Annotated in this window: 12 protein-coding genes; 6 read left to right on the forward strand and 6 right to left on the reverse strand. The window is 57.3% G+C overall.

Annotated elements, in window-relative coordinates; translation table 11 throughout:
- Positions 1-16: 16 nt before the first annotated feature.
- On the reverse strand, positions 17-667 hold the full coding sequence (locus BM029_RS15290) for a BON domain-containing protein (protein WP_092437423.1): 651 nt from the start codon (positions 665-667) through the stop codon (positions 17-19).
- A gap of 254 nt (positions 668-921) precedes the next feature.
- Here BM029_RS15290 and fnr point away from each other — a divergent pair, with 254 nt between their 5' ends.
- Positions 922-1,728, forward strand: coding sequence for a fumarate/nitrate reduction transcriptional regulator Fnr (fnr, locus tag BM029_RS15295; protein WP_092437425.1), 807 nt, complete (start codon positions 922-924; stop codon positions 1,726-1,728).
- 9 nt (positions 1,729-1,737) lie between these two features.
- Here fnr and BM029_RS15300 read toward each other — a convergent pair whose 3' ends face one another.
- The 5 genes from BM029_RS15300 to BM029_RS26305 form a co-directional block, all read right to left on the reverse strand.
- Positions 1,738-4,185 carry a bifunctional acetate--CoA ligase family protein/GNAT family N-acetyltransferase gene (locus BM029_RS15300; RefSeq protein WP_092437427.1) on the reverse strand — a complete coding sequence of 816 codons (2,448 nt, stop codon included), beginning with the start codon at positions 4,183-4,185 and terminating at the stop codon, positions 1,738-1,740.
- A 57-nt stretch (positions 4,186-4,242) separates the two neighbouring features.
- Positions 4,243-5,139, reverse strand: coding sequence for a ribose-phosphate pyrophosphokinase (locus tag BM029_RS15305; RefSeq protein WP_092437429.1), 897 nt, complete (start codon positions 5,137-5,139; stop codon positions 4,243-4,245).
- Complete coding sequence (locus tag BM029_RS15310) at positions 5,139-6,620, reverse strand: thymidine phosphorylase family protein (protein ID WP_244545076.1); 1,482 nt, start codon at positions 6,618-6,620, stop codon at positions 5,139-5,141. The genes BM029_RS15305 and BM029_RS15310 overlap by 1 nt, the downstream gene beginning before the upstream one ends.
- A gap of 98 nt (positions 6,621-6,718) precedes the next feature.
- Positions 6,719-8,080: an MBL fold metallo-hydrolase RNA specificity domain-containing protein gene (locus BM029_RS15315; protein WP_092437431.1), complete on the reverse strand. Its 1,362-nt coding sequence runs from the start codon at positions 8,078-8,080 to the stop codon at positions 6,719-6,721.
- 20 nt (positions 8,081-8,100) lie between these two features.
- Entirely contained in the window at positions 8,101-8,865 is a 765-nt protein-coding gene (locus BM029_RS26305) for a potassium channel family protein (RefSeq protein ID WP_244545071.1), read from the reverse strand.
- 293 nt (positions 8,866-9,158) lie between these two features.
- On the opposite strand from BM029_RS26305, the gene BM029_RS15325 reads away from it, so the two are divergent.
- The 5 genes from BM029_RS15325 to BM029_RS15345 all read left to right on the forward strand — a co-directional run bounded on the left by BM029_RS15325 (position 9,159) and on the right by BM029_RS15345 (position 13,887).
- Positions 9,159-9,665: a universal stress protein gene (locus BM029_RS15325; protein WP_092437433.1), complete on the forward strand. Its 507-nt coding sequence runs from the start codon at positions 9,159-9,161 to the stop codon at positions 9,663-9,665.
- A 7-nt stretch (positions 9,666-9,672) separates the two neighbouring features.
- A complete protein-coding gene (locus BM029_RS15330) occupies positions 9,673-10,125 on the forward strand; it encodes a universal stress protein (protein ID WP_170851095.1) in 453 nt (150 codons plus the stop codon).
- Between the two features lie 28 nt (positions 10,126-10,153).
- Positions 10,154-11,395 (forward strand): MgtC/SapB family protein, encoded by a 1,242-nt coding sequence (locus BM029_RS15335; protein ID WP_092437437.1) that lies wholly within the window; start codon positions 10,154-10,156, stop codon positions 11,393-11,395.
- Between the two features lie 28 nt (positions 11,396-11,423).
- The gene (locus BM029_RS15340) at positions 11,424-12,686 is read left to right on the forward strand and encodes an MFS transporter (protein WP_092437490.1); all 1,263 of its coding nucleotides are present in this window, start codon (positions 11,424-11,426) and stop codon (positions 12,684-12,686) included.
- A 112-nt stretch (positions 12,687-12,798) separates the two neighbouring features.
- The gene (locus tag BM029_RS15345; protein WP_244545072.1) at positions 12,799-13,887 is read left to right on the forward strand and encodes a fatty acid desaturase; all 1,089 of its coding nucleotides are present in this window, start codon (positions 12,799-12,801) and stop codon (positions 13,885-13,887) included.
- Positions 13,888-13,973: the final 86 nt, after the last annotated feature.

Consider the following 13,973-nt stretch of genomic DNA (forward strand, 5'->3'; position numbering starts at 1 on the left):
TATAACAATAGCGGAGCTAGGCAATCACCATCTTGTCGACGACCCGCGCCACGCCCGGCGCCGCCGCTGCCGCCTGTAATGCAGCGTAGCGTTCCGACCATGAGCGCACCGGGCCGGTAAGGGTCACCTGGTCGCCGTTGACTACCACCGTAATGCGTTGTGTTTCCATGTGAGCGCGCCGCTGCAGCGCGGCCTCGATCTTGACCTTGACGTCCGCCGGCAACACGGCTGGCTTGACCACGATCTGATTGCTGATTCCGGTAACGCCCATCAAGTTACGCGTGACATTTTCCGCAGCCAGGCGCTGATAATCACGTTCCAGTTCACCGCTCAGCGTCACCCATCCGTCCTCAACCATGACTTTGACCTGGTCCTTGGGGACCAGCACGTTCCATTCCAATGCCATTTCAGCGGCGCGCGCGATATCGGCATCGTTGCGCTCGCTTGGACCAGGTAACCATACATCGATTTCCACTGCGATTCCCTTGACGCCGGCAACGCGCAACGTCGCGCGTTCAGCGGCATACTTCTCGGCATGACTATCTACATGCCCGGTCAGCGTCACCACACCATCTTTCACCTCGACCCCGATCTCGATATCCTTGACAGACGGATCCCACTCCAGCTCATCCGTGACTTCCTGCTTTAACTGACGATCGCTTTTCATCTCTTCTCTCCGTTACTGGCTTCAAAAAAACGCGTTCTGACAACCATCATAAATAACGCAGGGAATGAGGTTTTGATGCACATCAAAAATACCCGGCAACGACCGCCGTTTCATATTCAAATCCGCCGTCATTTGTATATCTCTCGCATAGGGTGTACATTCAGCAACAAGATACCGATATGGCGCCTGTTCTTGCAGGCGTATGCAGGGAATCGATAGCCGGCCAACCATCAATGCGGAGTTAACCCATCACCATGAATACGCCGTTTGCCAAAGTGGCATCGCCACTTTTGAACATTCCGGTATTGAAAGCCAGCTGCGCGGGTTGCAGCTTGCACCAGCTATGTTTGCCGATGGGCCTGGACAGTGCCGACATGACGCGCCTCGACCAGATCATCGGACGCGGACAGCGCATCTTGCGCGACCAGCGTTTGTACCGGATGGGAGATCCGTTTAAGAACCTCTACGCGATTCGTTTCGGGCACTTCAAAACTTGCCATATAAATAATGGCGGTGAACAGCAGATCACCGGTTTCCAGATGGCCGGTGAATTGCTTGGCATGGATGCCATCAGTTCCGATCTTCACCACTGCGATGCCGTGGCGCTGGAAGACAGCGAGGTCTGCGAAATTCCTTTTGCGCGACTGGAAGAATTATTCAGCCATATCCCGACCCTGCTGCATCATTTCCATCGGATCATGAGCCAGGAAATCACGCGCGATCAAAACATCATGCTGCTGCTCGGAAATATGCGCGCCGAGCAGCGATTTGCGGCTTTCCTGGTCAATCTTTCTTCCCGCTACATGGCGCGCGGCTATTCCTCGACCAGCTTCCAGTTGCGTATGTCGCGCGAGGACATCGGCAATTACCTTGGACTAACCATCGAAAGTATCAGCCGGCTCTTGTCCCACTTCAGGGTGCAAGGCTGGATTGCGGTCGACAAGCGGGATTTGCAGATCCTCGACCTGACGAAATTGAAAGAACTGGCGCTTGGCGGCGAGTCGGGGCGGATGACAAAAAAAGATTGCAAACCTGTCGCCTCTCCTGCCACCAAAACCTGAACCAGATCGTCAGCGTTGCTGCGACGACCGCAAATCCAGATGCAGCCACATGGTGCCATCGCGCTCCAGCGGCTTTACATCAAAGCCGAGCTTTCTTACCAAATGCAGGATGCGCGTATTGTGCGGCAAAGCCTCGCCGATGATCTCAGCGGTGCCATGGCGGCGGCAATACGCAATCAATTTCGCCATTAGCAGATGGCCCAGTCCCAGCCCTTTCAAATCGGAACGCACTATCACCGAAAATTCCGCCTGGATGTTGTCCGGATCCGCGACTACCCTGGCCACGCCCAGCGTTTCGGCGCTGCCGTCCGGCTTGTTCCTGGTCGCTATGAAAGCCATCTCGCGGTCGTAATCGATCTGCGTAAAACGCGCCAATTGCGATGGCTGTAATGCACGCACGCCGACAAACATCCTGTAGCGCACGTCTTCAGGATCGAGCGCGTTGAAAAACGCAATATGAGCCTGGCCGTCTTCCGGTTTGATCGGCCGCAGCAACAGCGTCGAGCCCTGCCAGGAGATGGTTTCTTCCAATTCTTCCGGATAGGGGCAGATCGCAAAACGCTGCAGACCGTCGCCAATGGCGGCCGGCTGCAATCGCCCGTGCGCCTGCAGCCCTACCATGTGTTTTCCATCTGGCAGCGTGAACTGGATGTCAAGTTCGACCAACTCCGGAACATCGGTCAGCAAATGAGACAGCTTGAGCAGGTGCCGGCAAATCTCGTCGATTTCCGGTTCTGGTTGCTGCGACGTGCTGTCGGCCACCTCGGCTATGCCGGTCGCATGCAATACCAAATCGCGCGCCAGCACCATGTTTAACGGCGGCAAACCTGCCGCTATCACAGGCAAGTCAAATCTCCCGCCCTGTCCGAACACAATGGCCGGACCGAATATGGGATCGGTAACAATACCGATTTTCAATACCGGCGTCACCATCTGCGTGTCGTCTGCAAGATGTACATCATTCACCGGCAAGCCATATGCTGCCAGCAGTGCGCCGGTGTCAGCGGCCGCCAGCACTAGCCGGCCACCGGCCAAGGCAGCCGCGACAATCTTGCGCGCAGCCGGCCGATCTGCGACAAGGTCGGGTGATATCGTCGGCGGCACCTGCATCAGCAGATGTTGATTGCGTCGAAAATCGGCCATCTGCATGAAACCGCATACGGCAGCTTCCGGCGTAGCGTAGGTGGCGATGCCTGACTCCGCGAAAATACGCCGTGCGGGCGCCAACGCGGCGCCGCCCAGCCAGCAAACGAGGATATTACGTGCACCCTGCCTGGCCAGCGGAATAATGGCATCGGCAATATCGACACATGATGCGCTTGCACTCGGCGCGTGAATGACAAGCAAGGCGTCCGCCCCGGAGTCTGCCGATACGGCCTCCAACACCTGCCGGTACAGTGACGCCGATGCATTGGCCGGCAGTGCGACCGGAGCGGAACACGCCGCATTCTCTGGCAGGAGCTGGTTGAGCTTGCATAGGGTCTCGTCCGACAACGTCGCTGACTTTCCTCCGCCACGTAGCAAGGCGTCGCAAGCCATCAGCCCGGGGCCGCGGCCATTGCCGACAATTGTCAGCCGGCCATTGCCAAACGGACGGACTTGCGACAAGGTCTCCACAGCACTGAGCAAATCCTCTGTAGAGTACACCCGCAACATGCCCGCCCGGCGGATCGCCGCATCCAGCACTGCATCCGACCTGCCCGACATAGACTCCGCTACGAGGTCGCCGCCGCAGGGGCCGGTCTTGAGTATCAGCGTCGGTTTGTTGCGTGCGGCTGCGCGTGCCGCCGACATGAATTTACGGGCATGCGGAATATCTTCGATGCATAACAATATTGCCCGCGTGTCGCTGTCGCCGGCCAGGTAATCGAGCATGTCGCCGACATCGACATCGACGCCATCACCCAGCGTAATCACTTTGGAAAAACCGATACCTTGCGACCGTGCCCAATCAAGCATGCCCGCTGCCAGCATACCGGATTGGGCAAGCAACGCAATTTGTCCCTGCAACGCCCCGGTTGTGGCAAGACTGGCGTTCAGCCCAATCTTCGGAACCAATATGCCAGCCGAGCCGGGGCCGAGAATGCGCAGCAAATGGGGGCGCGCCGTTTCCAGCACTGACGGTTGCAATTTGTCGCCGGCACCGGCTTCTTCGCCTAGCACGATCGCCGCTTTGGTACCCAACCTGGCTAGCTGGCCGATGATCCTGGGTATGGTTGACGATGGTGTGCAAATGATCGCCAGTTCTGGCACGACCGGCAATTCAGCGAGATCGCGATAAGTCTTGAGGCCCTCCAGCAAGGTGTATTTCGGATTGACCGGAAAGATGTTCCCTTTAAAGCCACCTTGCACCAAATTCCGCAGCCCATACGTTCCCATGTGCTGCGTCTTTTCAGATGCACCGATGACCGCTATCGATCGCGGTGCGAAAAAAAATTGCAGGTTTCTTGCACTCATCGCGCATTCTCAAAATTATCCGTCGACATACTGGTTGGCGCACTAGCCTGCACAACGCTAGCTGCGCGATCTCAGTAAATCGGTGACAGCGACGGCGGTCGGTTTTGCCATGTCGATCCGATTACTCGAATGGAAAATAGTGTTACAGCTGACGATACGATCGACACCAGCCACCTGCAGCGCGATATAGCCATCCCCGGCAAACAAAGGATGCACGGCGATACATACCGGGGGCGCCATGCCAGCTGCATTGATCTGCTTGACGGCAGCGACCATCGTGCGGGCGGTGGAAACAATATCGTCCATCAATACCGGTGTCCTTCCTTCCCAGTCATCCACATGCGGAATCGAGACTTCTACCTCGCGATCGCCACGCCGTTTCTTTTGCAATACCGTATATGGACACCCAACCACGTCAGCCACGGCTGCGACCCATTGTTCGCTTTCAGCATCGGGGCCGATAATGACGGGAAGCTGCACATTTCCGGTAATCCATTTTGCCAGTTCAGGGGCCGCATGCACCACCCGACTCGGGATCGAGTAGATCTCAGCCAGCTCGCGATACCGGTGCAGATGCGGATCGACCGTCACCAGCCAGTCGCAGCAACTGGAAATCAAGCGCGCAAAATGCGCTGAAGTTACCCCTTCCTCGTCCATGAATCGTGCATCCTGCCGCATGTAAGGCAAGTAAGGAATGACGAAACCGATGCTACGCGCTCCCAGTTCGCGGGCAACGCAGCCGGCAAGATACAGCTCCATGATTTTTCTATCCGGCCGCTCCAGTGCACAGGCCAGCACTACGTCACGCCCCGCGACCGAAGTCATGAAGCGGGGGCAAGACTCGCCATCGGGAAAATGATGCATCTCCATGACACCGTTCTCGGCTGGTAAATAACTGCGCAACTGCGAGGCAAAGCCGTCGTTGCCCGGCATGGTGAAAAATACGGGTTTCATCAAACCTCCTGTAAAGAAACTAAATTTTCCTGCGCCTCAGCGTAGGCCCGTGCGTAAGCCAGCTCTCCTGGCGACTCGGCGTGAATGGTCAGCAATGGCTGCCCGACTTCGATGCGTGTACCCAGCGGAGCCTGGAAAACAATCCCCGCGGCAGACGCCTTCGGTGCTCCCGCAAGTTTGGCAATGCTGGCCAATCTTCGGTTATCGATTGCAACCACTTTGCCTCGATGCTGGGACAGTACCGGATGCGTGTACGCGGCCTGCGGCGGTATCCGCATGCCACCTTGGGCTTCGCAGATCGCCTGGAATTTTTGCCGTGCGGCGCCGCTATCCAGCACTTTGGCAGCCAACGCCATCCCCTGGCCGGCCTCAGCCTTACCGCCCAGCTCAAGCACGCTGGCGGTCAGCAACAGAGCCCGCTCGCGCAGATCTTGCGGCGCATCCGCGGCGTTCTGCAAGATCGCGAGTACATCGTGTGCTTCCAGAGCCGGGCCGATGCCACGCCCAATCGGCTGCGTACCGTCGGTCATGACCGGTTTGACCGCAATACCCAGTGCCGCACCAACCTTGACCAGCCGGTCAGCCAACGCTTGCGCGGCTTCCGGCGACCTGACCTTGGCGGTTGGCCCGACTGGCAAGTCGATCACGACGTGGGTGGATCCGGCGGCAATTTTCTTGGACAAAACGGAAGCGACCAACAGGCCGTCGCTGTCCAGGTCCAGTGGATGTTCCACCCGTATCAACAGGTCGTCGGCAGGACTAAGGCTGACTGCGCCGCCCCAGGCTATACAGCCGTTTTCGCGCTCGACCACATGCCGCATGCCGGCAATATCCAGCGCTACCGGCGCCAGGGTTTCCATGGTATCTGCGGTACCGGCTGGCGAAGTGATAGCGCGCGAAGAAGTTTTAGGAATCGTCAAGCCGCATGCGGCGACGATGGGCACGATCAATAAGGTGGTGCGGTTGCCTGGCAAGCCGCCGACGCAATGTTTGTCGACCACGATGTCGGCATCCCAATGCAGGCGCTGCCCTACCTTGACCATCGCATCGGTCAAGGCTATCGTTTCAGTCAGGTCCAGGCGGCTACCGGAACAGGCCGTGATCAAGGCCGCCATTTCGATATGCGAATAACGACCGGCAACGATGTCGTGGACGATGGCATCGACGCCACCGGAGGTAAAAGGGCGGCCATAGATTTTTGCCCGCACCGATGAAAATGACTGCATCGGCGCCGGATGTTCGATCCGCACCAGATCGCCATCAGCGCCGTCAAGCGCACGCCAGGCTGCTTCTGACAAGCCGACCTCGTGCATGGCAATCATCGGAAAATGTACGACATTGAGGGTAGCGACGATATGCCGGTCGCCACACCACACTTCGACCCGAGAGTGCGCTTCGAATCCCTCTGATTTGCAGATATCGCAATCGCTGCGCATGTAGGCAACCAATTCCTGGTAGGTATCGATACCGACGCGTCGCATGCGCAAGCTGCCCGCCGCAGGTCCGCAGATTTCCTGCTGCTGCACGGGCTTGTGGAAAATCGGCCTATGATCCATCGGCTTGTGATAATTGCGATCGCTCATGGCAACTCCACGCTTTCCAGGTAGTCAGGCACCCGGCAAGGCCAATGCAATTTTTCTTCGATCCGCCTGCGCAATGCATCCGCCGCCGCAGGCTCGCCGTGGGTGATAAACGTTTGCCTGGGAGGATTCGAAAAATGCGATAGCCAGTCGAGTATCTCGTCGGCGTCGGCATGCGCCGACATATTGTCGATCTGGCTTACCTGCGCGCGCAGCGGTACGTACTCGCCATGGATTTTGATCGCATCGGCGCCGGCAATCATGGCGGCGCCACGTGTGCCGCCTGCCTGGAAGCCGACGAACAGGATTGTGTTGCGCGGATCGGGGGCGAAAGCCTTTAAATGATGTAAAACCCGCCCTCCTGTCGCCATGCCGCTGGCCGCGATAATGACCATCGGCTGCTGCCTTTGATTCAAGGCAATCGATTCCTCCACACTGGTGATAATCTTTGCCGTGCGGAACATGGCCTCGCATTGCTGGTAATCGAGCCGGTGATCTTGCCGGTGCTTGTGATAAATCTCGGTGGCATCGACCGCCATCGGACTGTTCAGGTAGATCGGTAGCGCTGCCGGGATATCGCCGCTGGCTTTGAGCAGATGAATGGCATAGAGCAGGGCCTGAGCGCGCCCTACCGCAAAAGACGGAATGATCGTTACTCCACCGCGAGCGGCGGTGTCGCGTATCGCCTTGCCTAGCAAGATAGCGGGGTCGGCGCTATCGTGGCAGCGATTGCCGTAGGTCGACTCAACCACCAGGTAGTCAGTCTTTTCGATAAGAGACGGCGGTAGCATGATCAAATCATTGGGGCGCCCCAGGTCTCCGGAAAACGTGATGGTTGTCTCTGCGCTTTTCAGCGATACGATGGCAGCCCCCAGAATGTGCCCGGCACGATGCAAATGCGCGCTGAGGCCTTCGCATACCTGAAAATCCATATCGAACCGGACCGGAGAAAAAAAGGCAAGCGATCGCACCGCGTCGGCTTCCGAATACAACGGCAGGGCCGGACTGTGTCTGGAGAAGCCGTGACGATTCGCATAGCTGGCCTCCTCTTCCTGCAGATGACCGCTGTCTGGCAGCAGAATCTTGCACAGTTCGAAAGTCGCCTCGCTGCAGTAGATCTTCCCTTTGAAGCCGTTCTTGACCAATAGCGGCAGATAGCCGCTGTGATCGAGATGCGCATGGGTCAGGATCACCGCGTCCAGCTCCGACGGATGCAATGGCAAGCGTTCCCAGTTACGCAGGCGCAATTGCTTATATCCCTGGAACAGGCCGCAATCTACCAGTACCTTCGCCGAACCGGCGCTGAGCAGATATTTTGAACCTGTCACGGTTCCGGTTGCGCCCAAAAATTGGATGTTCATATTTTATGTCTTCTATGAGTTCAGACACGGAGCAATTCTTTACCGGCAGTGTCGACATCCTCACCGCCAGATTCAGGATGCGAAGATCGTAATTCTTTATGCAATAACGAAATTTCCCTGCGTAACATGCGCATGTCAGCGTGCAGCTCGCGCTCCAGCCGCTTCTCATCCTCACCCACCAACATTGCCGATATGCTCGCCGTGACAACCGAAAACAAGGCATAGCCCAGCAATACGATAAAGGCGGCGAAAATCCTGGAGGCTGGCGTGGACGGAACCAGGTCGCCATAGCCAACTGTCGCCCCTGTAATGAATGCCAGCCAGACGCCGTCGGCATAGGTATGGACGCGCGGTTCCAGCCACAAGAAACCAGCTCCGGCCACTGCCAGCACCGCGATTGCCAGCGCCACCACATGCAGCAGCCGGCGCGGCACCAGGTATTCTCCCAACAGCATCGACAAACGCAGGAAAACGATGCCGCAATAGGCCATCCGTAAAGTCCATTCGATCACGCTCCACGGCGGATTGCCTGGCCAGGCGCTGAGCACTGCGCCGAAAAAAAACATCGCATTCAGCGTGACCACACCGTCATGCCAGCCTTTGGTTCTGGTCCGGATCAGCAGATCGGCGGCAACCATGGCAGCGACGGCTAAATACAGCCCGCTCCCGACATGACGATACATTAGCCCCGGCCCGGCCAGAACCAGGTAGAAAGCGGGAATCGACAGGAGTAACGCACCTGGCATCAATATTTTCAGTGGCCAGGGCTGTATTGAGTTTTTCATGCGATTTCCATCAGTAGCTACGCGCAGCTGCACAAGTAACGATGTTTTGTACATATTGACGGAGATCGCCGGCGACAACTTGCGCTGGATCAAAAATGCGCTGGAATTTCAGCAGCAGCCCAGTCGTGTCCCTGGTTGGCGACGGCGTGTTTGATCTATCTCAACTACCCCTGCAATTGCGCTTGCCGGCTTGCGCTCAAGACATACAATGATTCTTAAGGCGTAATCGAGGCGTTCATATCGACAGTTGCTCCAAACCGCAACCACCCACATTTCCTTTATTGAGAAACATCATGGCCATATATAAGAAGATCCTGCTTGCTGTCGACGGCAGCCCTACTTCCGCTCAAGCGCTGAAGCAGATTGCCAACTTCGCAGCGCCCGACGCAACGGTGCGCGTGGTGCATGTGGTGGAAGATCCGCTTACCACCTTTCCGATGATCAATGACGACTTCACCTATATCGAACTGTTGCGCGAAGTATCCGTAGCCGAAGGTAAAAAAATTCTGGCGAAAGCAGAAGCTGACTTGCGGTCGCAGGGTTACGAAGTGCAAACCAGCATGCTCGACCTGCGTGACATGGACTGCGACATTCCCGGAGCCATCAAGGCAGAAGGTGAAAATTGGGGAGCTGACCTGACCGTGCTGGGCACCCATGGGCGGCGCGGTGTGCGACGCCTGCTGATGGGTAGCGTTGCCGAACATTTCGTGCGCATCTCAGAGCGCCCGGTGCTATTGGTACATGGCAACGAGCAGGCGTCCAAAGAACCGGCCCAGGAAAATCTTGCCGCCAAGGAGTGAAGTCATCATGCTAAAACGCATCCTGGTTGCAACAGATGGCAGCGAACTTGCGCAAAACGCTTTGCGTCAGGCGTGCTTGTTAGCAAAGACGCAAGGTTGCGAGATTCGCGCACTCTATGTCAATGTCGACCCGCGGCTCTCCTTCCCTCTGCTTGGCGTCGTATATTTCCAACGCGAGCAGATGCTGCAGGCGGCAGCGGAGCAAGCTCTCAACCTCAGGAAGGCAGCGTTGCGCATTTTCGACGATTTCGGCATCCGGGGCGATGTACAGATATTGGATTTGCAAGAGCGTAGCAAACGGGTGGCCGACCTTATCCGGGAAGTGGCGAAGCGATGGGATGCCAGCGTCGTCGTGATGGGATCGCATGGCTTGCAAGGCATGCAACGACTCATGCTCGGCAGCGTTGCCGAACACTATCTGCGAATCGCCGATCGCCCGGTACTAATCATCAAATCCTAACTACAGGAACGGCGTCGGCCGAACAGCAATGACACTGCCGGCTGACCTTGTCGCACCATTGGCGGTCGCCGCCTGCATTGGCCTGCTGATAGGCGCCGAACGCGAGCGCCGCAAAGGCGATGGCCCGACGCGCAGTCCTGCGGGTATTCGTACTTTCACGCTAGTTTCCCTGTTGGGCTCCATGAGCATGCTGCTCGATAGTGCCCTATTGCTGGCGGTCCTGACCCTTGCCGTGACGGCACTTCTCGCCGTTGCCTATTTCAAGCAGTCTCATGACGACCCCGGGTTAACTACTGAAACAGCATTGATCCTGACGCTGCTGCTAGGCGCACTGGCGGTGCGGGAAATCCAGCTGGCGGCAGCGCTGAGCGTATTGGTGACCATCGTGCTGGCGGCCCGGGACAGATTGCATCACTTTGCGCGATCCATTCTCAGCCAGAGAGAATGGAACAACGCATTGGTCTTAGGCGCCGCTGTTTTCGTATTGTGGCCGCTCATGCCGGACCGAACCATCGATCCTTACGCGGTACTCAATCTGCATACAATCTGGCGCTTCGTCATATTGATGCTGCTTATCGGCGCATTGGGCCACATTACGCAACGATTACTCGGAGCAAGGCTCGGTTTGCCGCTGACCGGTCTGTTTTCCGGCTTCGTGTCGAGCATTGCCACCATCGGCGCAATGGGCGTCCGCGCCACCCAGGCGCCGGACCAGCTAAATGCCGCCGCCACCGGCGCGGTGTTATCGACGGTATCGACACTATTGCAGCTGGCGATAGTGATCGCGGCAACCCACCGGCCTACCCTCCTGGCGCTAGCTTTGCCCTTAGCCTGCGGACTGGTTGCGGCATTGCTTTATGCAGCGCTGATGATCGCCTTGTCGGCGCATTCCCGGCCTGGACCTGCGCTGCAACTCGGCAGCCCGTTCGATATGAAAGGCGCCCTGCTGCTGGCACTCATCATTTCCGGCATTCTGCTGATGTCGGGCGCTTTCTCATCCTGGTTTGGTGGTAAGGGCGTCCTGTTAGCATCTTTTATTGGTGGTTTTGCCGACGCGCACTCGGTAGCAGTTTCAGCTGCGTCCTTCGCCGCACAGGGAAAAATCAGCAGTCACGCAGCCGCAGCACCGATACTCGCCGGATTGACCGCCAATAGCATTTCCAAGTGCGTGGTAGCCTTGACAAGCAGCAATCGGGATTTTGCAAAGCGGGTAATCCCCGGCCTGGTCCTGGTGACGTTGATGGTCTGGGCCGGTCTGGCATTGAACTGAGCAAACTTACAGGTGACATGTGAAACAATTGTCAACATCTGGAAATACGCTTGCCGAGTCGCTCAATCTCCTGGCCACACGCCGCTTCGGTACATTCTGGATTGCCAGCCTGCTTTCCAATATCGGCACCTGGGCGCAGCAAGTCGCCCAGCCCTGGCTTCTGCTAAGCCTAGGCGCATCACCATTCCTGATCGGGCTGGACGCCTTCGCTTTGGGCGCGCCGATATGGTTGCTGACCCTGGTCGGCGGCGCCTTGGCTGACCATGCAGACCGGCGCCGCGTGATTACGCTGTTCCAGTCGATCCAGATGCTATGTCCGATACTGCTGGTGATACTACTGCTCACTGCTGCCATACAGCCATGGATGGTCATCGTCCTTTCACTGATAGTGGGCGTCACCGACGCGCTGTCCATGCCGTCATTCCAGTCGATCGTGCCCTCCCTCGTGAAACACGAGCAAATTGCAGAAGGCCTGGCATTGAATTCCACGCAGTTCAACCTTTCTCGCATTCTTGGACCGGCCATCGCCGGCATCTTGATGGTTAGCATAGGGGCAGTCGGTTGCTTCGCCGTCAATGCAGTGTCTTATCTGCCGTTTATTGCCGTGGCCCTGTGGATACTGCCACATACCAAAATGCCGGCGGCGGTCACCAATAAATCTGGCAGCAACACTTTATTTTCAGGCGTCGGCAACATTATCATCGATCCTCTTTTGCGCGGCGCACTGCTTACCGTGCTGACCAGCAGCTTCTTGTGCGGACCCTTGATTGTCTTTTGCCCGGTGCTAGTCAAAGACGCCTTGCATGGCGACGCACGCCAGTTCAGCATGGCGCTGGGGGCATTCGGTGTTGGCGGCCTGCTCGGCGCGATCGCCTTGCTTAGCATCGGTACCGGACATGACCTGCGCCGGCTGAGCTCCTGGTTCGCCGCAGGCTACGGCGCAATTTTGGTATGCGCGGCCCTAAACCAGTGGTACTGGTTGTTGCCGATTCTATTGGTGTTAGCTGGCTTATCGATGAATGCGAGCAACATCTCGGCGAATTCTCTGTTGCAGGTAAGCGCGAGTCCGTTGCTGCGCGGCCAGAGTGTCAGCTTATACATGCTTGCCATGCGCGGCGGGCTATCCGTCGGTAGTCTTTTAACAGGTCTGTCTGTGCATCTTATGGGAGTGCGCTATGCGCTGGCACTCAATGGCGCGCTGGCGCTGGTGGCGCATATCGCGATTGGACGGAAATGGCTGATCTCTGCGCTCCCTGGTTCATCGGCGCATGTCGCAGGAACGCCGTCATGAAACAGAAGCCGTACCAGGAAACCCGCGAATCTTTGATCGAAATCAACGTCAGCCTTCCTTATATCGCCTACGATCGGCTGGCATTTTTATTTTTTTATCAAAGGTTTGCCAAATGATTCCCATCCGCTTACCCGATCCGGTATCGCCGTCGGCCGCCATGCCGCACCGTAAAGTCATCCGCTCATGGCTGCTGCCTGTCGTACAGCGCAGTACGGGCCGCGCGCTGGCGTTGGTCCTGCTTGACCTGGTCTTGTTTTCGCTGGCGATCGTCGCCACCGTCTGGTTGCAAAATATTGCAGCCAAATTATTACTCGGCATGATCGCCGGTTTTATCATCGGCCGCCTCTTCATTCTCGGCCACGATGCCTGTCATCAAAGCTTTACGCCGCACCGGCGCCTCAATCGCTGGCTCGGCCGCCTGGTTTTCCTGCCGTCGCTGACGCCATATAGCCTGTGGGATGTCGGCCATAACGTAGTGCACCATGGTTACACCAACCTGAAAGGTTTCGACTTTGTCTGGCATCCGTTGTCGCTGGAGGAATTCCAGGCCCTGCCGCGCTGGCGCCAACGGTTGGAACGTTTCTATCGCAGCGGTTGGGGGCCTTGGCTGTACTACCTGGTTGAAATGTGGTGGCAACGCATGTACTTCCCCAGCCGGAAGACAATGCCGACCCGGCGCTCGGTATTCATCTGGGACGGTGTGCTGGTCACGTTTGCAGCAACGTTCTGGATAGCAGCGCTAAGCGTTGCCGCGATCGCAACCGGGCAGCCGGTGTGGCTGACCTTGATGGCCGGCTTTGCATTACCGTTCGTGTTCTGGAATGCGATGATCGGTTTTGTGGTCTATGTACACCACACCCATACCGGCGTTGCCTGGTACGACCAGAAAACCGTGTGGGCGGCGGCACAGCCATTTGTCTCAACTACGGTTCACCTGACGTTTCGCTATCGTGTCGGCGCGCTACTGCATCACATCATGGAACACACCGCGCACCATGTCGATATGAGTATCCCGCTGTATCGCTTGAAAAAAGCGCAGCAGATCCTGGAAGTCATGCTGCCGTCGCGCATCGTGATCCAGAAATTTTCCTGGCGCTGGTATTTCGATACGGCGCGCCGCTGCAAACTCTACGATTTTCGGCGCCGCTGCTGGACAGATTTTTCCGGCATACCCACCAGTGCGTCGGCAAACGCCAACTGATCCGGGCGGCAATCCGGCCATCAGGCGATGTCTGGCGGTAAAATAGCGTGTTGCGGCAAGCCGCAATGCCCTATCCTCTACCGGAC

The sequence above is a fragment of the Collimonas sp. OK607 genome, assembly GCF_900111995.1.
In the GTDB taxonomy this organism is placed as follows: Bacteria; Pseudomonadota; Gammaproteobacteria; order Burkholderiales; family Burkholderiaceae_D; genus Collimonas.